This window comes from Deltaproteobacteria bacterium (assembly GCA_029210625.1).
Classification (GTDB): Bacteria; Myxococcota; Myxococcia; order SLRQ01; family SLRQ01; genus JARGFU01.
Genome location: JARGFU010000001.1, coordinates 124641 through 143522, shown reverse-complemented (window position 1 = coordinate 143522; position 18882 = coordinate 124641). Strand labels below are relative to the sequence as shown.

The 18882-nt window shown below is 70.9% G+C and carries 16 protein-coding genes and 1 pseudogene; 11 read left to right on the top strand and 6 right to left on the bottom strand.

The genetic code is table 11. The annotated features are described in order from the left end of the window. The first annotated feature begins 12 nt into the window (after positions 1-12). The 4 genes from P1V51_00645 to P1V51_00630 all read left to right on the top strand — a co-directional run bounded on the left by P1V51_00645 (position 13) and on the right by P1V51_00630 (position 2932). Positions 13-771, top strand: coding sequence for a hypothetical protein (locus tag P1V51_00645; protein ID MDF1561514.1), 759 nt, complete (start codon positions 13-15; stop codon positions 769-771). 54 nt (positions 772-825) lie between these two features. Beyond that, a complete protein-coding gene (locus tag P1V51_00640) occupies positions 826-1653 on the top strand; it encodes a hypothetical protein (protein ID MDF1561513.1) in 828 nt (275 codons plus the stop codon). Positions 1654-1687: 34 nt separating this feature from the next. Next, entirely contained in the window at positions 1688-2407 is a 720-nt protein-coding gene (locus P1V51_00635) for a protein-L-isoaspartate(D-aspartate) O-methyltransferase (GenBank protein MDF1561512.1), read from the top strand. 72 nt (positions 2408-2479) lie between these two features. Beyond that, positions 2480-2932 carry an SRPBCC family protein gene (locus P1V51_00630; protein ID MDF1561511.1) on the top strand — a complete coding sequence of 151 codons (453 nt, stop codon included), beginning with the start codon at positions 2480-2482 and terminating at the stop codon, positions 2930-2932. A 20-nt stretch (positions 2933-2952) separates the two neighbouring features. Here P1V51_00630 and P1V51_00625 read toward each other — a convergent pair whose 3' ends face one another. Together P1V51_00625 and P1V51_00620 are read right to left on the bottom strand one after the other, a co-directional pair. Next, positions 2953-4800 carry a MopE-related protein gene (locus tag P1V51_00625; GenBank protein ID MDF1561510.1) on the bottom strand — a complete coding sequence of 616 codons (1848 nt, stop codon included), beginning with the start codon at positions 4798-4800 and terminating at the stop codon, positions 2953-2955. Positions 4801-4902: 102 nt separating this feature from the next. Further along, positions 4903-5361 carry a MopE-related protein gene (locus P1V51_00620; protein ID MDF1561509.1) on the bottom strand — a complete coding sequence of 153 codons (459 nt, stop codon included), beginning with the start codon at positions 5359-5361 and terminating at the stop codon, positions 4903-4905. A 162-nt stretch (positions 5362-5523) separates the two neighbouring features. Between P1V51_00620 and P1V51_00615 the strand changes: the two genes are divergently transcribed. Continuing rightward, a complete protein-coding gene (locus P1V51_00615) occupies positions 5524-6618 on the top strand; it encodes a hypothetical protein (protein ID MDF1561508.1) in 1095 nt (364 codons plus the stop codon). Here P1V51_00615 and P1V51_00610 read toward each other — a convergent pair whose 3' ends face one another. Together P1V51_00610 and P1V51_00605 are read right to left on the bottom strand one after the other, a co-directional pair. Continuing rightward, positions 6619-8082 carry a DUF362 domain-containing protein gene (locus P1V51_00610; protein MDF1561507.1) on the bottom strand — a complete coding sequence of 488 codons (1464 nt, stop codon included), beginning with the start codon at positions 8080-8082 and terminating at the stop codon, positions 6619-6621. 9 nt (positions 8083-8091) lie between these two features. Next, positions 8092-9477 (bottom strand): MATE family efflux transporter, encoded by a 1386-nt coding sequence (locus tag P1V51_00605; GenBank protein ID MDF1561506.1) that lies wholly within the window; start codon positions 9475-9477, stop codon positions 8092-8094. Positions 9478-9633: 156 nt separating this feature from the next. Between P1V51_00605 and P1V51_00600 the strand changes: the two genes are divergently transcribed. Beyond that, the gene (locus P1V51_00600; protein ID MDF1561505.1) at positions 9634-9867 is read left to right on the top strand and encodes a DUF2892 domain-containing protein; all 234 of its coding nucleotides are present in this window, start codon (positions 9634-9636) and stop codon (positions 9865-9867) included. Between the two features lie 55 nt (positions 9868-9922). Here P1V51_00600 and P1V51_00595 read toward each other — a convergent pair whose 3' ends face one another. Continuing rightward, positions 9923-11002 (bottom strand): M42 family metallopeptidase, encoded by a 1080-nt coding sequence (locus P1V51_00595; GenBank protein MDF1561504.1) that lies wholly within the window; start codon positions 11000-11002, stop codon positions 9923-9925. 98 nt (positions 11003-11100) lie between these two features. On the opposite strand from P1V51_00595, the gene P1V51_00590 reads away from it, so the two are divergent. Continuing rightward, the gene (locus P1V51_00590; protein ID MDF1561503.1) at positions 11101-12348 is read left to right on the top strand and encodes a site-specific DNA-methyltransferase; all 1248 of its coding nucleotides are present in this window, start codon (positions 11101-11103) and stop codon (positions 12346-12348) included. A gap of 324 nt (positions 12349-12672) precedes the next feature. Here P1V51_00590 and P1V51_00585 read toward each other — a convergent pair. Continuing rightward, positions 12673-13593: pseudogene (locus P1V51_00585) on the bottom strand (zinc metalloprotease). Positions 13594-13928: 335 nt separating this feature from the next. Between P1V51_00585 and P1V51_00580 the strand changes: the two are divergent. The 4 genes from P1V51_00580 (at position 13929) to P1V51_00565 (ending at position 18880) form a co-directional block, all read left to right on the top strand. Next, positions 13929-15239 (top strand): 4Fe-4S dicluster domain-containing protein, encoded by a 1311-nt coding sequence (locus tag P1V51_00580; GenBank protein ID MDF1561502.1) that lies wholly within the window; start codon positions 13929-13931, stop codon positions 15237-15239. Between the two features lie 111 nt (positions 15240-15350). Next, positions 15351-17228 carry a 2-oxoacid:acceptor oxidoreductase subunit alpha gene (locus tag P1V51_00575; protein ID MDF1561501.1) on the top strand — a complete coding sequence of 626 codons (1878 nt, stop codon included), beginning with the start codon at positions 15351-15353 and terminating at the stop codon, positions 17226-17228. Next, complete coding sequence (locus tag P1V51_00570) at positions 17221-18258, top strand: 2-oxoacid:ferredoxin oxidoreductase subunit beta (GenBank protein MDF1561500.1); 1038 nt, start codon at positions 17221-17223, stop codon at positions 18256-18258. Before P1V51_00575 ends, P1V51_00570 begins: the two co-directional genes overlap by 8 nt. 67 nt (positions 18259-18325) lie before the next feature. Continuing rightward, positions 18326-18880 (top strand): hypothetical protein, encoded by a 555-nt coding sequence (locus P1V51_00565; GenBank protein ID MDF1561499.1) that lies wholly within the window; start codon positions 18326-18328, stop codon positions 18878-18880. Positions 18881-18882: the final 2 nt, after the last annotated feature.

The window sequence follows — 18882 nt, the reverse complement described above, 5'->3', positions numbered from 1 at the left end:
AAGGAGGATCCCTTGAACCTCCTCGCCCTCCTGGCCGGCCTGATCCTGCCCCTCGCCGCCGCGGCGAGCCTGGCCTGGCTCGCGAGCACCTCGGTCCTCGCCCTGGTCGCCCAGCTCACCCTCGCGGCGGCCCTGGCCGCTCTCCGCCCGCCGGGCGGTGGCATGGTGATGGAGGGCACCACCCGGGTGCGCTTCCTCGCCTGGAGCTGGACCTTCGATCGCCAGCGCTCGGCCCGGGAGGGGTGGTGGGGGACCCTCTGGCTCACCGCCGCGGTGATCGGTGGCTTCTGCCTGCCCCTCCTGGGGGTCGCGCCGCTCTGGTGGCTCCTCGGCCCGCACCTGCCGGTGAGCGAGGAGACGGCGGTGATCCTGGCGGTCGCGCTCCTCCTGGGCCTCTCCCTGCCCCAACACCGGCGGGAGCTGCCCCTGTGGCGCTGGCGGGAGGCCCTGGAGCACCCTGGCCGCGTGGCCGACGAGGAGGTCGCCCACTGGGTCGCCCTGCTGCGGACCCGCCGCCAGGCGGACGGCGCCATCGGCCACGTCGGTGGGATCGGCACCGCCGAGGTCGGGCTCCACGAGCTCCTCGACGCCGAGGCCATCCTCCGGGAGGCGCAAGGTCGGGGCGTGCCCGGCGCCGCCGAGCTGCGCGCGCCCCTCCTCGCCCACCTGGCCGCCCGGGAGGAGGGCGGGGGCTTCCCCGTCTACCCCGGCGGCCTGCCCCGGGAGGCCCTCGGCGCCCGGGCGCGGGAGGCGCTCGCGGCCGTCAGATGAGCGGCGGCCGGCCCCCTATCGCTCGTGTACGCCACATGTCAGGTAGAGGATCCGATGAGTGCCCATGACGAGCCGGATCGGCGCGACTCCATCACCGAGGCCGAGCTGGAGAAGGTCATCCGCCGGGCGACCGAGCTGCAGTTCCGCCGCCGGGAGTACGCCGCCGAGCTCACCCGGGCCGAGGTCCTGCAGATCGGCGAGGAGGTCGGCCTCGATCCGGCCCACGTGCAGCAGGCCCTCTCGGAGGTGAAGGCCCTCTCCCTGGTGCCCGACCTGCCGCCGGAGGCGGAGCTGCCCACCTTCCTCTTCGGCTCGGCCATCGTGCAGGTCAGCCGGGTGGTGCCCGGCACCCTCGCGGAGGTCAGCGGGCGGCTCGAGGGCTTCCTCACCACCCAGGAGTGCCTGCGGAAGGTCCGCAACCAGCCCGGGCGTACCCTCTGGGAGCCCTCCGACGGCTTCGTCAGCAAGCTGCAGCGGGGCATGAACTTCGCCGGCCGCCCCTACCGGCTCGCCGAGGCCAGGAGCCTGGCGGTGAGCATCGAGTCCCTGGACGAGGAGCGCTCGATGGTCACCCTCACCGTCGACCTCTCGAACCTGCGGGTGTCGGCGGCGGCCGGCAGCTACAGCGGCTTCACCGCCGGCACGGTCGGGCTCTCGGTCGCGGCGGTCCTGGCCGGGGGGCTCCCCCTCCTCCTGGTGGCCCCGCTCGCGCTGGCCACCACCCTCGGCCTGGGGACGCTGGCCGCCGAGCGCGCCGTGCGCCAGCACCGCAAGAAGCTGGTCCTCTCCCTCCAGGGTCTCCTCGACAGCGTGGAGCACGGGGAGAAGCCGGTGAGCCAGGGCGCGGTCCTCCTGGAGAAGATCAGCACCTGGCTGGAGTGAGCCAGCCCCCCCGGGGGCGACTAGATTGGATCCCATGCGGGGCGTGTTCAGCCGGGCGCTCGTGATCGTGGCGCTGCTCTCTTCTCCTGCCGCCTCAGGTGAGCCGGCCGGGAAGAAGGACGCCTCCGCCGCGGCGAGGTCGAGCATGGTCCGAAGCCAGATCGAGGAGCGGGGCATCGACGATCCGAGGGTGCTGGTGGCGATGCGGGAGGTCCCCCGGCACCGCTTCGTCCCGCCGGCCTACCGGGCCGAGGCCCACGCGGACCACCCCCTGCCCATCGGCCACGGCCAGACGATCAGCCAGCCCTACATCGTCGCCCTGATGAGCCAGGCGGCCGGGATCGAGCCAGGCGACCGGGTCCTGGAGGTGGGCACCGGCTCGGGCTACCAGGCGGCGGTCCTCGCCCGGATGGGGGCCGAGGTCTACAGCATCGAGATCCTCGAGGCCCTGGCGAAGGAGGCCGACGCCCGGCTGAAGGCCCTGGGCTACCCGGTCACCGTCCGCCACGGCGACGGCTACGCCGGCTGGCCCGAGAAGGCCCCCTTCGACGCCATCGTCGTCACCGCCGCGCCCCCGCAGGTGCCCGAGCCCCTGAAGGCCCAGCTGAAGGTGGGCGGGCGCCTGGTCATCCCGGTGGGGGAGCACTTCCAGTCCCTGCGGGTGATCACCCGCACCCCCGAGGGCTTCACCTCCCGGAGCATCGCCCCGGTGCGCTTCGTGCCCATGACCGGCGAGGCCCAGCGCCGGCGCTGATCGGCCACCCGGGTGCGCCGGGCCTAGATTGGGATCGAGCCCACTCGAACACCCTTGGCCGGGAGGTGTGAGATGTCGAAGCTCGAGGACGCGGTCCGGATCGAGGCGCCGCCCGAGGTGGTCTACGCCCAGCTCGAGATCTTCCTCTCCGACACCCGCAACTACCGGCAGTGGCACCGCGCCCACGAGCACCTGGAGTGGACGCGGGGCGCGCCCTTCCAGACCGGCTCGATCTGCTACGCCGAGGCCTTCGTCCTCGGGAGGCTCTGGCGCTCCCGGCTGATCTTCGTCGAGGTGATCGAGAACCGGCACGTGGAGTTCCGCCCCGTCTGGCCGATGTCCCTGCTCATCCCGGGCTGCGCCTTCGACCTCCAGCCCCTCGACGAGGGACGGGCGACCCTCCTGCGCTCGAGCAGCCGCCTCGGCCTGCGGGGCCGCAGCTCGAACACCCTCCACTCGGCGCACCGCCACCTGCAGGAGGAGGCGGTGGCCCTCAAGCGGGCCGCCGAGGCCGCGCTCTCCTGACGAGCGGTCCGGACTCTGGTTCAGGGGCAGTAGGTGCTCGCGCTGACCTGGCGGGTGACGCTGACCTCCTGGGCGGTGAAGGTCATGCCCGCCGAGTAGCCGTCGTCCATCCGGGGATCGAGGAGACACTCACCGTCGGAGACGACGCCATCGCCGTTCAGGTCGCTGTCCGGGATGACCGTGCCGGCCTCGTCCACGCAGTCGCCCAGGGACCAGATCGCCCCACCGCAGGGCACCAGGCAGGCCAGCCAGCCGCCGGCGCAGCTCACCGAGATCGTCATGGACCCGTCGCCGTCGATGTCGATGTCCGGGACGCCGGCGACCGCCCGGACCGCGTGGAGGGCGGTCTCGCAGCTGCCGCCGGGGCCGTCGAGGGGGATGCCCCAGAGGCTCCTGGCTGCCACGGCTCCGCCGAGGACGCCGTTGGTGAGCGCGGAGATGCCCGCCGTGTCGTCCACCACCGTGGCCTCGATGGTGGCGTCGTGCAGGACGGTCTGGACGCCGACCAGCGCCAGGGAGAGCTGGCTGGCGTGGGCCCGGAGGTAGGGGGCCGGCGGGGCCGGGTTCGCGAGCTGGCCTCCCCCGGTGGGGTAGATGCCGTTGGCCGGGTCGTCGGCGTCGGTGATCTGGGCGCCCCCGACGCAGGTCGCGGTGTCCCAGGCGTCGGCGTCGCTGTAGAGCTCCACCGGCCAGGGGCCCGCGATCCAGGGCGGCGGGTTGGCGGCGCCGTAGACCGGGCCGGTGGTGCAGGCGGGATCGACGGTCGGGTAGAGGGAGACCACCACGTCGGGATCGTCCTGGTAGCCCGGCGTGCCGGTGCCGCTGTAGGGCACGTTGTCGAGGGCGGCGATGGTGAAGACCTGCATCAGGCTGCCGTCGTCGAGGGTGCCCGCGAGGATGTTGTTGAACTCGCCCCGCAGGGTCCCGTTGGAGCCCAGCCGGTTGTCGATGGTGCCGTCGCCGTCGAGGTCGAAACCGGTGGTGCCGGTGCCGAGGGCCAGGGTGGTGAGGACGACGGTCTCCTCGCCCTGGCACTGGTTCACCGCGCCGGCCGGATCGCCGGAGCAGCCGTCGTAGGCGCAGAGGTTGCCGTCGTCGCAGACCTCGCCGCTCTCGAGGGAGCCGTTGCCGCAGGCGCAGACCGCGTCGCCGCCGACGCAGTCGTTGTCGATGGTGTCCTCGCAGATCTCGACGGCGCCGGGGTTCACCGTCGGGTCGCCGTCGGCGCAGTCGTTGCCGTTCGGCGCCGTGCCTGCGGGGGGCGCGCAGGCGCTCACCGGCGCCGCGAGCGCGTCGCCGAAGCCGTCGCCGTCGATGTCCGGCCAGTAGTCGCTGAAGGTCAGGCCGTCGTCGGCCCCGCCGGCGCAGTCGTTGTCCGCGCCGTCGCAGACCTCGGTGTTGCCGGGGAAGTTGGCGCCGTCCCCGTCGTCGCAGTCCTCGAGGATCGTCTGGTAGGCGTCACAGCCGGCGTAGGTGCCGTCGCCGTCCCCGTCGACGCAGGCGCTGCAGGAGGCCCAGTTGTTGGGGTCCCCGTCGTCGCAGTCGGTGGCGTCCGGCACGCGCCCGGCCGGGGGCGTGCAGTCGTTCACCGGGGCCGCGCCGCCGTCCCCGTAGCCGTCGCCGTCGCCATCCAGGTAGTAGTCGAGGTAGGCGACGTTGTCGTCGACGCCGCCGACGCAGTCGTTGTCGATGTTGTCGCAGATCTCGGTGGCGCCCGGGTGGATGGCGGGGTCGAGGGGCTCGCAGTCCTCGCCGGCCCGCATCACGTAGGCGTCGCAGCCCGCGTAGGCGCCGTCCCCGTCCTCGTCCACGCAGGTCGCGCAGGAGTCCCAGTTGTCGGGATCGGTGTCGCTGCAGTCGCTGCACACACCGACTCCGTCCTGATCGAGGTCGAGGTCGTCCGGCGTCAGGGGGTCGCAGTCGTTGTCGAAGCCATCGCACTCGAGCTCGGTGGCGTCGGGGCTGATGGTTTACTGCGTGTCGTCGCAGTCGTCGCCGTTGGTCACCGAACCGGCGATCGGCGCGCAGGCGCTCACCGGCGTGGCGCTCGCGTCGCCGTGGTCGTCCTGGTCGAGGTCGGGCCAGTAGTCGAGGAAGGTCAGGCCGTCGTCGGCGCCCCCCTGGCAGTCGTTGTCGAGGCCGTCGCAGACCTCGGGGTTTCCGGGGAAGTTCGCCGGGTCGCCGTCGTCGCAGTCGTCGCCCCCGCAGGTGGCGTCCTCGTGGCCGTCGCCGTCCGCGTCGGTGCAGGGCTCCCACTGGCAGGTCGCGTCGCAGCCGTCCCCGGCGGTGGTGTTGCCGTCGTCGCAGGCCTCGCCCACCTCGACCACGGCGTTGCCGCAGACCGCGTTCCCGGCGCTCTCGCTCGGGCAGCCGAGGCCCCCGCCGATCAGCGCCGCCGCCAGTACGATGTCCCAGTGCTTCAGCTTCATGCGCTGGCCCTCCCGGACACCAATCTACCCGAGCGAGCCGGATTTCCCCACCGGCCCGCGGCGCGGCGCGCTGCGTCATGGGTGCCGGCGCGGCGCCTTGTCAGAGGGGAGGATCCTGACCATGGTGCGGGCCCGGATCGGCGGTGAAAAGGAGCGATCGAGATGGCAGGATTCGAAGGAACCGTTTGGGCCCCCGGGCAGCTCTCCTACACGCTGGAGGACAAGCGCCGGGAGATGCTCGCGGTCTCGGCGGGCACCCCCGCGGTCTCCCGCTCGGTGCACTACGGCCTCTGCCTGACCTTCGAGGGCATCCGCTTCTTCGTGCGTGAGGAGGGGGGGCGCTACCACGCCTCCTTCCTGAACCTCGATCACAACCTCGGCCGCTTCCAGCGGGGCATCGGCTTCAACCTCTCGGATCCCCAGCAGGCCTGGGTCCCCTCGGTCGACGAGCTGCGCAGCCTGATCCTCCACTTCCTGCGGGATCCCATCCACCGCCCCTTCATCGAGGAGATGGCGGCCCTGGGCTCGCAGGGCTACCTGCGTCCCTTCACCATCGACGCCGACCAGTCCATCGGCGTGACCTTCCCGGGCCGGCCCACCATCCGGATCGTGGGCAACCACTACGAGTCCTACCTCGGCGAGCCCTTCAACGGCGTGGCGATCCCCTTCCTGGTGCGCGCCACCCGGGCGAACGGCACCGGCTGCCTCAAGCTCGGCGGCAACTACCTGATGAGCGTGAAGGCGGTGCAGGCGGCCCGCAAGATCCACGTCGAGGCGGCCTCGGCCCTCTTCCTCGACGACCGCACGGACCTGCCCCTGGCCGAGCGCACCATCAGCGAGTGGGACAGCTCCTGCGCGCTGATCGCCCTGACCAACGGGCACGTGATCCGCATCCCCGACAGCCCGCTCATCCTGCCCTCGGTCACCGTCCGGGGGATCACCTCGATCCTCCAGGACGAGGGCGTCGAGGTCGAGGAGCGGGACATGACCTACGGCGAGCTGATCCGCCGGGCGAAGTTCGGCGAGGTCGCCACGATCTGCAGCATCGGCACGGCGGGGATCCTCAACCGCTGCACCAAGCTCTGGCTGGCCGACATGGAGGGCGTGGTCATCGGCGAGGTGAGCTCCCAGCTCGATCACCCCATCGCCCAGGCCCTCGGCGCCGCCCGCAAGCGCTACTGGGACATCTACCGGGGCGAGTCCGAGCCGGCGCCCGGCCTCAAGCTCGAGAGCTTCGAGCTCGGCGCCGCCGCCTGATCAGGCCGGTCGGTCGGGCTGCTGCAGCGCCTCGGGGTGCGGGGCGCGCAGGCGGCCCAGGAGGCGGAAGAGCTTCGTCGCGGACCAGTGCCAGGCGAAGCCGAAGACCATCCGGGGGTCGTAGTAGGGGTTCTTCGTCTTCCCGAGGGCCGAGAGGTAGAGGACGTTCTCCGCGACGCTCACCGTGCAGCCCGGCACCCGGATCACCCGCTTGCCCAGCGCCTGCAGCCGCTCGCCGAGGACCTTGGTGATCTTGCCCGGCAGGTCGGTGGCCTTCACCGACTCCGGCCGGATGAGGTGCCGCTCGCGGTAGCGGCTCTCGATCTCCACCGGCTCACCGGCGATCTCGCCCTTCCAGCAGGCGCAGTCCCCGATGAAGAGGACCTTCTCGTCCCCCTCCACCTCGATGGGCCCCTGGTAGGCGCCGAAGACGATGTGGATCGGCTCGATCTCCTTCTTCACCTCCGGCTGGAGGCGCTCGATCACCGCCAGGCCCTCCTGGAGGGCCCCGGGGCAGCCGCCCCAGCAGTAGTCGTAGGTGTCCGGGGGCGGGCCGGCGTACACCTTCAGGTTCGAGTCCCGGTTGAGGTTCTCGTCGACGCGCTCGAGGGCGAGCCCGAAGCCGCTGGCCCGGGCGCGGGCCTCGTCGAGGGTGCAGTCGCCGTCGATCTCGATCTGCTCGAGGTCGATGGGGCCCCAGCCGCGCTCGGCCACGATCCGGATGTGGTCCACCTCCCGGGGATCGAGGCCGACGATGTGGGTGGAGACCGCGTCGGCGGCCACGGCGTCGTCGCTGACGATGATCAGGCCCAGGGGGTAGGGCTCGGGGACGAGCATGCTCTTGGCGCCGGCGGTGATGGCGTCCATGGCGCAGAGCTTGGGCTGGATGACCTCGTAGAGGTCGGCGATCTTCGTGTGCAGGCGGTGGTCGTGGTCGATGAGCCGGTGCTCGTCGTCCTGGATGCCGATGTAGAGCTTCAGGTTGAAGGTGACCTTGGTCCAGGGGTGGGCCTTGAACTTCGGCGCCGAGACGTACCACTCGGTCTCGGCCACGGCCTCGGGGATGTAGAGGTAGTCGCGCAGCCTCCCCTCCGCGAAGAGGTTCCGGCGGACCTGGGGCATCTCGTCGAAGTAGCGGGGCCTCGCCCGGTGGCGGCGCAGCACCTTCGGGTAGTGGGCCTGGGCGAAGGCGAAGCGGGTGGGGATGGTGATCCCGCAGCGCTCGCCCACCGAGAGCTCGGTGACCTCGTCGTCCCGCTCGCGCAGCGCGCCGAGGAGGCCGTCGAGGAACTCGCTGCGGGTGTAGGAGTGCGGGAAGAAGTGGTCGTGGGCGATGACGGTGTTGGGCTTCACCATCGTGCGGCCGGCGGGCTTGAGGCCCAGCTCGTCCATGCACTCACCGATGATCGCCCGGATGCGATCCGGGTCGTAGTCGTCGCAGCGACGCAGCAGCACTCTGGCCATGACTCGATTCTACCTCTCGTCCACGAGGACCGGGTCGGCGCCGGTCAGATCGATCTCCTTCCAGGCCCCCGAGCGGAAGCGGAAGACGAGGACGACGGCGAGGAGGGCGATGTAGCCCGCCACGCAGAGCATGGCGGCGATGTGCCCTCCCTCCATCATCCGGACGGCGAAGTAGGCCGAGGGGGTGAAGATCACCCAGGCGATCACCACCCGCGCCCAGAGCACCCAGGCGGTGTCCCCGGCGGAGCGCAGCGCCTCGCCCAGGGTCAGGGCGGCGGCGTCGAAGAGCTGCCAGAGCGCGCTGATCGCCAGGAGGGTCGCGCCGATGGCGACCAGCTCGGCGCTGTTCTCGGTCGGGGTCTGGAAGAGGCGCATCAGGGGCGCGGGGAGGAGGAGGTAGGCGAGCCCCACCGAGCCCTGCCAGCAGAGGGTGACCGCCAGGGTCCGCCGGACGATCCGGCCCACCTCGTCGAGCTTGCCCTCGCCGATCGCCTGGCCGGTGAGGATCGCGCCGGCGCTCGTCAAGCCGAAGGCGGGCATGAAGGAGACCGAGTTGAGCTGGATGACCACCATCATCGCGGCGAGCACCACCGTCCCGAGGCCCGCCACCACGATGTTGATGAAGAAGGCGAAGGCCGTGAACTCGAGGAACCAGTTCACGCCGTGGGGCAGGCCGAAGCGCAGGAAGCGACGCAGCTCGGCCAGGGAGAGGCCCGCGGGCCGCACCGAGTCGGTGGGCACGGCGATCTTCAGCCCGAAGGCGGCGAGGAGCACCAGGAAGCCGATCCCGGTGGCGATCACGCTGGCCCAGGCGGCGCCCTCCACGCCGAGGGCCGGGAAGCCGAGGTGCCCGAAGATCAGCACCCAGTTGAGGAAGACGTTGATGAGCATCGCGATCACGCCGGCGACCATGTGGAGGCGGGTGTTGCCCAGCCCCCCGTACCAGTTCCCCAGGGCCTCGGTGGCCACCGCCGCGCCGATCGAGAGCAGGCGGATCTGCAGGTAGAGGGTCATCAGCCGGTGCACGTCGGGCTGGTAGCCGAGCAGGCCCAGGATCGAGCTCACCGCAGGGATCGCGGCGAGCGACGCCAGCGCCGCGACGCCGGCCACGATGAGGGCGTACCAGGCGTAGCGGACGGTCGTCCTCGGCCGGCCCCGGGCCGAGAGCTGGGCGGCGAAGCTCTGGCCGATGAAGACCACCCCCATCGGGAGGATGGTGATCATGAAGGTGTTCATCGCCCCGGTGGTGACCGCGGCCAGGCCCACCTCACCCAGGGGGGCGGTCATCAGGGCGTCCGAGAAGCCGATGACCGCCTGGGAGGAGCGGGCCACCACCACCGGCCAGGCCAGGTGGAGCAGGGCCTGCAGGCCGAAGGGGTTCCGGGAGGAGGTCATGGTGGGCCGTCGAGGGGGGATAGGTTAGGCCGCCGGGCGGGGCGCGAACAGCGCGCCCTCGCGGCAGCGGTCGGGCGCATGCACCCTTTTCCGGGAGCGGCGGCTCTCACGTCTTGAGAAAGATTTTCAACCACCGCCACCGAGAAGGGGGCCCCCATGATCGCCAAGCTCTTCCCCAACAACGAGCACGTCGTCGAGCGCGCCCTGCGCGTCCTCATCGGCCTGGGCGCCCTCGCCCTGGTCTTCGTCGGTCCCCAGACCCCCTGGGGTTGGATCGGCCTGCTGCCGCTGGTCACCGGCGCGCTCGGGACCTGTCCCGCCTACACCCTCCTGGGCTTCAGCACCCGCGGCGCCGCGAAGGCGCCGGAGGCGCTGACCAGCGAGAGCTGATCCGGCCGCGCGCGAGGGCGGCGTACGGGAGCGCGCCGCCCTCACCCGGCCCTCGTCAGCCGCCCCGGATCTTCCGCACCGTCTCCTCGTCCAGCCGCTTCGTGACGGCGGTGAGCAGCGCCAGCGCCGAATCGTAGTCGTCGCGGTGGATCAACGAGGAGTGGGAGTGGATGTAGCGGGAGGGGACGCAGATCGCCACGCTGGGTACGCCGGCGCCGGCGACCTGGAAGCGGTTGGCGTCCGTGCTGCCTCCACCCAACGACGTGGCGTGGTAGGGGATCTTCTCCTCCTCGGCCACGTCCATCACGAAGCGGGCGAGGCGGGGGTGGGCCACGGCCCGGCCCTCGAGGAGCAGGATGCTCACGCCGCTGCCGAGGCGCTCGGGGTTCTTCTCGCTCTTCTTGGAGCCCGGGGTGTCGAGGGCGAGGCCCACGTCGACGGCGAAGGCGATGTCGGGCTTCACCGAGTAGGCGCTGGTGTCGGCGCCCCGCAGGCCGATCTCCTCCTGCACGGTGGCGACGCCGAAGACCGTGTTGGGGTGATCCTGGTCCTTCAGCTCCCGGAGCAGATCGGTGGCCAGGGCGCAGCCCACCCGGTTGTCCCAGGCCTTCACCACCGAGAGCTTCTCGTTGACGAGGGTCTCGTAGGGCGCGTGGGGCACCACGAAGTCGCCGCGGCGGACGCCGGTGGCCTCGAGGACGTCGAAGTTCTCGGCCGCGCCGAGGTCGACGAAGATGTCGTCCCAGTCGAGGACCTTCTTGCGCTCGTCCTCCTTGAGCTCGTGGGGCGGCTTGGAGCCGATGATCCCCAGGAAGGAGCCCTTGGCCGTGCGGACGATCACCCGCTGGCCGAGCATGACGTGGGGCCACCAGCCGCCCAGAGGGCGGATGCGCAGGTAGCCGCCGCTCTCGAGGTCGGTGACCATCCAGGCCACCTCGTCCATGTGACCGGCGACCATGATCCGGGGGCCCTCGGCGCTGCCCTTCTTCTCCGCGATGAAGGAGCCGATGTTGTCCCGGCTCACCTCGCAGAAGTGCGCGACCCGCTCGCGCAGGATGGCGGCGACCTCGTCCTCCATCCCCGGGGGTCCGAAGGCCTCGGTGATCTGCTTCAGGAATACGCTGCGTGCGTCCATGGCGCGGGAGTCTACTCCTCGCCCGGGCCGCCGCGAAGCGCCGCGGGTGACCTCGCCGACCCTTGACGCTGGCAAACCGAGGCGCGATTCCTGTCGGGGTGAGCCTGCGGATCGAGCGAGCTGCGGCAGCCGGCGCGCCCCGCCTCCACTGGGAGGGGAGGCCGGAGGGGCCGCTCGAGGTGGAGCCGGCCCTGCTCGAGAACAACGAGCGCTGGGCCGACCGCGCGGCCAACCTCTCCGGCCGGCTGATCCTCGGGGACAACCTCCCGGCGATGGCGGCCCTGGAGCCCGGCTCGGTCCGCCTCTGCTACCTCGATCCCCCCTTCTTCAGCGGGGCCCGCTACCGGCACCGGATCAAGCTGCGGGACCTCTCCTGGGAGGTCGACGCCTTCGACGACGTCTGGTCGGGAGGCCTGGGGGAGTACCTCTCCTTCCTCGAGCCGCGCCTGCGCCTGATCGCGCACCTGCTGGCCGAGGACGGCTCGGTCTACCTGCACCTCGACGCCTCGGCGGCCCACTACGTGAAGGTGCTCATGGACGAGATCTTCGGGGCCGAGCACTTCTCCCGGCAGATCATCTGGCGCATCGGCTGGGTCTCGGGCTTCAAGACCCGGGCCCAGAACTGGGTGCGCAACCACGACGTCATCCTCTACTACGCCCGGCCCGGCGCGCCCTTCCACAAGAAGCTCCTGCCCCACCCGGATGGATACGAGCGGCGCGGCGGGGGCGAGGGCGAGGGCCGCCCCATCGAGGACGTCTGGACCGACCTCGACTCGATCCAGGTGAAGAGCTTCAGCGCCGAGAAGACCGGCTACGCCACCCAGAAGAACGTGGCGCTGCTCGAGCGGATCGTCGAGGCGTCGAGCGATCCCGGGGACCTCGTCCTCGATCCCTTCGGCGGCGCCGGCACCACCGCGGTGGCCGCCGCGCGCCTCGGCCGGGAGTTCGTCTCGATCGACGCCTTGCCCCTGGCGATCCACCAGAGCCGTCGCCGCCTGATCGACGAGGGCGTCCCCTTCGCCGTCGCCGGAGAGATCCCCGAGCGCGCCGGCGGCCTCGAGGCCGAGGCCGAGTGGAGCCTCGCCGGCCCGGTCGTTCGCCTCCTGGAGGTCCCCGGCGCCGACGGCCCGAGGGAGGTCTCCAGCCTCGAGCGCCTGGACGCCTGGTGGATCTGCGAGCGCAGCTCCAAGACCCCGATCTGGTTCACCCACCGCCCCACCGGCGGGCGGCACCCCGATCCGGTCACCGTCGAGAGCGAGCCCCTCACCGTCCGGGGCGGCACGCCCCTGCGGCTGACCGCCGTCGATCTCGCCGGCGGTCACCACCTCGGCAAGCTCGAGGTGTGAACCAAGAGAACGGCCCCCGACCCCGGGAGGGGAGGGGGGCCGCTCGTTCACGCCCTCGGCGGCCTAGTTGCAGGTGCCCTTCCGGGGGTTGCAGTTGCCGGAGCAGCAGTCCGCGCCGGTGGAGCAGGCAGCCTTGCGGGGAGCGCACTCGGGTGCGGGCGGCGCGGCCTCGCAGGCGCCGGTGGAGGCGTTGCAGGTCTCGCCCGCGCCGCAGCTCACCGCCGTGCCGGCCTGGCAGGCGCCGCCGGAGCAGGTCTCGAGGCCGTTGCAGGCGTCGCCGTCGTCGCAGTCGGCGTCGGCGCTGCACTCGGGGACCGCCGCGCCGCGGTAGGCGCCCCAGGCGTCGACGATGCGCGCGGCCTGGCCGTTCGTGAACTCGAACATGCAGTAGTCGTCGCTGTAGTCCATGAAGTTCACGACCGGATCGTCACCGGTGTCGCGGCGGCAGCTGTCGCGGCCGACCGGGCAGCCGTAGGCCGGGCTGGACTCGGCCGGGGTGTCGTCGACGTAGTCACCCGCGCCACGGCAGCCGCCCTGGAAGGTGTGGTAGAGGCCGAGCCAGTGGCCGACCTCGTGGGTGAGGGTGTCGCCCTCGTTGTAGGGGGCCGCGTTGCCGCCGGGGACCGAGCCGTCGAGGAGGACCACGCCGTCGTCCGAGGGGTTGCCGCCGTACCAGCTCGGGAAGGTCGCCCAGCCCAGGAGGCCGCTGCCGGTCATGCCGCAGGAGTAGACGTTGAGGGTCTCGGGGCCGCCGGTGCGCAGCGTGCTCTTCATCGCCGCCTCGACCGTGCTGCTGTCGCAGTTGTCGTACCAGTTGGCGTCGTCGGTGTAGGTGACGCTGGCCAGGGAGAAGGTGAAGCCGGTGTCCACGCCGCCGGTGTTGCCGCCGTAGGACTGGTTGAGCACGTTGATCGAGCCGCTGATGGCGCCGTTGGAGAGCTTGCCGGTGTTGCCCTTGTGGATGACGTGCCAGGCCACCGGGATGGTGACCGCGGTGGAGGCGGCCAGGCGCATGGCGGCCCGGTGGGCGTCGAGGACCACCGCGACCTGCTCGACCTCGGTGGCGGTCGGGTTGGGGGTACCGCAGCTGCGCCGGGGGGCCACGCTCATGTTCGGGGTGGTGAGATCCCCCCTCAGATCGGGGTCTGCGCTCGCGTTCGGGTCGAAGCGCTGCTCGACCACGCAGGCCGAGAGGAGGGCCGAGACGGCCAGGAAGGAGGCGATACGGAGGATCTGGGTCTTCATGCGGTGCTCCCTTGCGATGAGGCGATTCGAATGCCGGGAAACCATACTCAGGATGTGTGCCACGGTGACGCTCCTGGGCGCCTGTGTAAGGAGGGGACATACCAGGGCGGCATCTGTAGCGACAGAAAACAGCTTGGAAGCCATCTCCCGGGCGATTCGAGGGACAATTTTCGATAACCACAAAGAAATCAATTGTTTACGAAACCGAAGACTGTCCTGAATCAGGACACCCATTGGCCCCTTCCGGGGCGCTCGATTGGGGGCCGTCCCGCTCGCGCCAGAATGGTAGGCTCTCCCCTCGCTCACCCGCTCCCCGCTCCCTCGAAAGGACGCCCATGGGTCACCTCGGTCACCTCAAGCAGGAGTACGCCGATCTCGTCGAGCGCCTGGACGCCGGCCCCGTGGGCTACCCGAAGCCGGCCTCGGAGAAGGCGGCCTTCGGCTGGCGGGAGATCCTGGAGATCCTCTACACCCCAGAGGAGGCGGCCCTCGCGGCCCGCCTGCCGCTGAAGCCCTCGGGCCTGGGGAAGATCGCGGCGAAGCTGAAGCTTGCCCCCGAGGAGCTGAAGCCCCGCCTCGACCGGATGGCCGACAAGGGGCTGGTGATGGACGTGGTCGACCCGAAGACCGGCAAGACCCGCTACCTCCTCTCCCCGCCGGTGGTGGGCTTCTTCGAGTTCTCCCTGATGCGGGCCCACGACGAGATCCCCCGCAAGAAGATGGCCGAGGCCCTGCGGGCCTACACCCACGGCGACGAGACCTTCGCCCGGGAGGCCTTCGGCCACGAGACGATGATCGGCCGGGCCATGGTGCACGAGACGGCGATCGGGGCCGCCGCGCTGCCCGACGTCCTGCCCTGGGAGCGGGCCACCGAGCTGATCGAGGGCGCCCGCAGCCTCGCGGTGGCCCTCTGCTACTGCCGCCACAAGGCCGAGCACCTCGGGGAGCAGTGCGACAGCGAGATGGACAACTGCCTCTCCCTGGACGCCGGCGCCGAGTTCATCGCCCGGCGGGGCTTCGGGTGGTCGATCGAGAGGAGCGAGGCCCTCGAGATCCTCCACCGCTCCCGCGAGGCGGGCCTGGTGCAGATCGCCGACAACGTCCAGCGCCGGCCGAGCTACCTCTGCAACTGCTGTGGCTGCTGCTGTGGTCAGCTCCAGGCGATCAACGAGTACGACCTGCCGGCCGTGAACCCCAGCCGCTTCCTGGCCGAGGCCGACGACGAGACCTGCGTGGGCTGCCAGCGCTGCTCCCGCGCCTGCCCCATCGCGGCCATCTCGATGGTGCCCCGGAGGGAGCGGACGGTCCGGAAGAACCAGATGCGGCCGGTGGTCGAAGAGGAGCGCTGCATCGGCTGCGGGGTCTGCGCCACCGCCTGCGGCAAGGAGGCCATGCGGATGAGGCAGCGCGCCGAGGACCCCGATGTCCCCCTGAACTCGGTGGATCGCGTGATCCGCCAGAGTCTGGAGCGGGGGCGCCTCGGGCAGCTGATCTTCGACGGAGGCGAGAGCCTCGGCGCGAGCTTCCTCGGCCAGGCCGTGGACGCCCTCTGCCGCCTGCCGGGGGCGGAGCGGGCGCTGGCCAGCCGGCAGGTGCGCTCGCGCTTCCTCGGCTTCGCCCTGGGGCGAACCCCGGGCCGCCGCTGACCGCCGGTACCCCCGGAGAATGCGAAAAGATCGCCGGATCCGTTGGCTCCAGGGATTCATCGGCCTACCTTCTTGCCATCTTCGCTTCGGGGGCATCAGGTAGAGAGGGCCATGACGAGCACAGAGCAGGTGGCTGGCGGCGAGCGGATTCACACGCGGGAGACCATGGACGAGGTGGTCATCCGCTTCGCGGGTGACTCGGGAGACGGGATGCAGCTGACCGGAGGTCAGTTCACCTCGACCTCCGCGCTCCTCGGAAACGACCTCGCGACCTTCCCGGACTATCCGGCGGAGATCCGGGCCCCGGCGGGGACGATCCCCGGGGTCTCGGCCTTCCAGGTCCGCATCGCGAACTACGACATCCACACGCCCGGTGACGCGCCGGACGTGCTGGTCGCGATGAACCCGGCGGCGCTGAAGAAGTCCCTGGCCGATCTGAGGCCGAACGGCATCATCATCGCCAACACCGACGAGTTCAACGCGCGCAACCTCCAGAAGGCCGGCTACGAGGCGAACCCCCTCGAGGACGGCAGCCTCGAGGGCTACCGGGTGCACACCGCCGACATCACCACGATGACCCGGCGCGCCCTCGAGGGCAGCGGCCTCGACACCAAGTCGATGGACCGCTGCAAGAACTTCTTCGCCCTCGGGATGGTGTACTGGATCTTCAGCCGACCGCTGGAGACCTCGGTGGACTGGCTCCGGGAGAAGTTCGCGTCGAAGCCGACCCTCGCCGAGGCCAACGAGAAGGTCCTCCACGCGGGCTACAACTTCTGCGACATCACCCAGGCGTTCCAGGTGCGCTACGAGATCGCCCCGGCGGCGCTCGGGGAGGGCACCTACCGGAACATCATGGGGAACAGCGCCCTGGCCATCGGCCTGGTGGCGGCCAGCCACCAGATCGGGCGGCCACTCTACCTGGGCTCCTACCCCATCACCCCCGCCAGCGACATCCTCCACGAGCTCTCGGGCTACAAGCGCCACGGGGTCATCACCTTCCAGGCCGAGGACGAGATCGCCGCCATCGCGGCCACCATCGGAGCGGCCTACGCCGGCCACCTGGCGGTGACCACCACCAGCGGTCCGGGCCTGGCCCTGAAGTCCGAGGCCCTGAACCTCGCGGTGATGGTCGAGCTGCCCCTGGTCGTGGTGAACGTGCAGCGCGGCGGCCCCTCCACCGGCCTGCCCACCAAGACCGAGCAGTCGGACCTGCTGCAGGCCCTCTTCGGCCGCAACGGCGACTCCCCGGTCCCGGTGATCGCCGCCTCCTCGCCGGCCGACGCCTTCGACACGGCGATGGAGGCCTGCCGGATCGCGGTCGAGTCGATGGCGCCGGTGCTGCTGCTCTCCGATGGCTACATCGCCAACGGCTCCGAGCCCTGGCGGCTGCCCGACCTGAAGAGCCTGCCCCGGCCGAGGGTCGAGTCGCCCACCGAGCCGGAGGGCTTCCAGCCCTACGCGCGCAACGAGGAGCACCTGGCCCGGCCCTGGGCGATCCCCGGGGTCCCGGGGCTCGAGCACCGGGTCGGCGGCCTGGAGAAGGACAAGCTCACGGGCAACGTCTCCTACGACCCGAAGAACCACGACGAGATGACGCGCCTGCGGGCGGCGAAGGTCGCGAAGATCGCCGACCACATCCCCGAGCTCGAGGTCGTGGGTGAGCCCTCCGGCGACCTGCTGGTGCTCGGCTGGGGCAGCACCCTCGGCGCCATCACCGGCGCCGTTCGCAAGGCCCAGGAGAAGGGCCTGAAGGTCAGCCGGGCACACCTGCGCTACCTCAACCCCTTCCCCAAGAACCTGGGTGAGGTGCTCGGTCGCTTCGACAAGATCCTCATCCCCGAGATGAACGACGGCCAGCTCGCCTTCGTGATCCAGGCGAAGTTCCGCCGGGAGGTGGTGAGCTTCTCGAAGGTGGAGGGGATGCCCTTCTACCGGGACGAGCTGTTGCAGCGGATCGAGGCGGCGCTGGAGGCGAAGAGCAATGACTGAGGTCGTGAAGCTGACGAAGAAGGACTTCCAGTCGGACCAGGAGGTCCGCTGGTGCCCGGGCTGTGGCGACTACGCCATCCTCTCGGCGATCCAGACGGTCCTGCCCACCCTGGGCGTCCCCAAGGAGAAGTTCGTGGTGGTCTCGGGGATCGGCTGCTCGAGCCGCTTCCCCTACTACATGGACACCTACGGCTTCCACGGCATCCATGGCCGGGCGCCGGGGATCGCCACCGGCGTCAAGATGGCGAGGCCCGACCTCCAGGTCTGGGTCGCCACTGGTGACGGCGACGCCATGAGCATCGGCGGCAACCACCTCATCCACCTCCTGCGGCGCAACGTGGGGGTGAAGGTGGTGATGTTCAACAACCGGATCTACGGCCTGACCAAGGGGCAGTACTCCCCCACCAGCCCGGTGGGGAAGAAGACCAAGTCGACCCCCTTCGGCTCGGTGGACACCCCCTTCAACCCCCTGGCCCTGGTGCTGGGGGCCGGCGCCTCCTTCGTGGCCCGGAGCGTGGACGTCTTCCAGCCCCACCTGCGCGAGGTGGTCGCCGCGGCGGCGGCGCACGAGGGCTCGGCCTTCATCGAGGTCTACCAGAACTGCAACATCTTCAACGACGGCGCCTACACCTTCATGACCGACAAGCCGGTCCGGGACGAGCAGGGCCTGACCCTGGAGGCGGGCAAGCCGCTGGTCTTCGGTAAGGGCCGGGACAAGGGCATCCGGATGAACGGGACCCGCCTCGAGGTCGTCGCCCTCGGCGACGGCGTCACCGAGGACGACTGCATCGTCTGGGATCCCACCGAGGAGAACCCCACCCTCGCCTTCATGTTGGCCCAGATGCTGCCCCCCGACTTCCCGACCCCGATCGGCATCTTCCGCTCGGTGGAGCAGCCGGCCTACGAGCAGGTCGTGGCCGCGCAGATCGAGGAGCAGATCGAGAAGACCGGCAAGGGCACCCTCGAGGAGCTGATCTACTCGGGCGAGCTCTGGTCGGTCGCCGGCGACGGCAGCATCAAGCGCGGCTGAGCCCCCGGTCGGCCCGCCCTCGCGGGTCTTGCCCGGAGGTCCCCCTTCGTGGTCTCTCCTTCCCCCCATGGGGAAGCGGAAGGTCAAGGGGATCCTCTTCGTCGACTACGTGCGGATGCTCCGGGCGCGCAAGGACATCGACTGGTCCGAGCGCCTCGCCCCCGAGGACCACGAGTACCTCGGCCTCACCATCGACCCGGACGAGTGGTACCGCCTCGACGTGATGGAGCAGCTGGGGCTGGCCCTCCTGGAGACGATCCCGGGCGACGCCCTGGAGCAGGTGCGCCTCTGGGGCCGGGTGACCGCCGACAGTCTCGTGGAGAAGACGCCGGCCCTGCTGGTGCGCGGCGATCCCCGGGAGTCGCTCATGAGGCTGCTGGTCCATCAGGCCAGCTACTTCGACTTCACGGTCTTCCGGACGACGAAGCTGGTCGACACGGAGATCCGCCTCGCCATCGGCTACGGGATGGAGCCCAAGGCCGAGGAGGCCGCGGCGACCCAGGCGATGGGCTTCTTCACCCGCCTGCTGGAGCTGGCCGGCGCCGGGCGGGTGGAGGCGCGCTTCTTCGCCGAGAGCTGGCGGGGAGACACGACCACCCTGCTGGTCCTCGACTGGCGCTAGCG

Bases quoted from the DNA above. Each gene is read 5' to 3' on its own strand.
- P1V51_00575 (MDF1561501.1), top strand. From the start codon at position 15,351: ATGACGAGCACAGAGCAGGTGGCTGGCGGCGAGCGGATTCACACGCGG.
- P1V51_00600 (MDF1561505.1), top strand. From the start codon at position 9,634: ATGATCGCCAAGCTCTTCCCCAACAACGAGCACGTCGTCGAGCGCGCC.
- P1V51_00570 (MDF1561500.1), top strand. From the start codon at position 17,221: ATGACTGAGGTCGTGAAGCTGACGAAGAAGGACTTCCAGTCGGACCAG.
- P1V51_00635 (MDF1561512.1), top strand. From the start codon at position 1,688: ATGCGGGGCGTGTTCAGCCGGGCGCTCGTGATCGTGGCGCTGCTCTCT.
- P1V51_00595 (MDF1561504.1), bottom strand. From the start codon at position 11,002: ATGGACGCACGCAGCGTATTCCTGAAGCAGATCACCGAGGCCTTCGGA.
- P1V51_00605 (MDF1561506.1), bottom strand. From the start codon at position 9,477: ATGACCTCCTCCCGGAACCCCTTCGGCCTGCAGGCCCTGCTCCACCTG.
- P1V51_00620 (MDF1561509.1), bottom strand. From the start codon at position 5,361: ATGAAGCTGAAGCACTGGGACATCGTACTGGCGGCGGCGCTGATCGGC.
- P1V51_00565 (MDF1561499.1), top strand. From the start codon at position 18,326: ATGGGGAAGCGGAAGGTCAAGGGGATCCTCTTCGTCGACTACGTGCGG.
- P1V51_00615 (MDF1561508.1), top strand. From the start codon at position 5,524: ATGGCAGGATTCGAAGGAACCGTTTGGGCCCCCGGGCAGCTCTCCTAC.
- P1V51_00630 (MDF1561511.1), top strand. From the start codon at position 2,480: ATGTCGAAGCTCGAGGACGCGGTCCGGATCGAGGCGCCGCCCGAGGTG.
- P1V51_00640 (MDF1561513.1), top strand. From the start codon at position 826: ATGAGTGCCCATGACGAGCCGGATCGGCGCGACTCCATCACCGAGGCC.
- P1V51_00580 (MDF1561502.1), top strand. From the start codon at position 13,929: ATGGGTCACCTCGGTCACCTCAAGCAGGAGTACGCCGATCTCGTCGAG.
- P1V51_00610 (MDF1561507.1), bottom strand. From the start codon at position 8,082: ATGGCCAGAGTGCTGCTGCGTCGCTGCGACGACTACGACCCGGATCGC.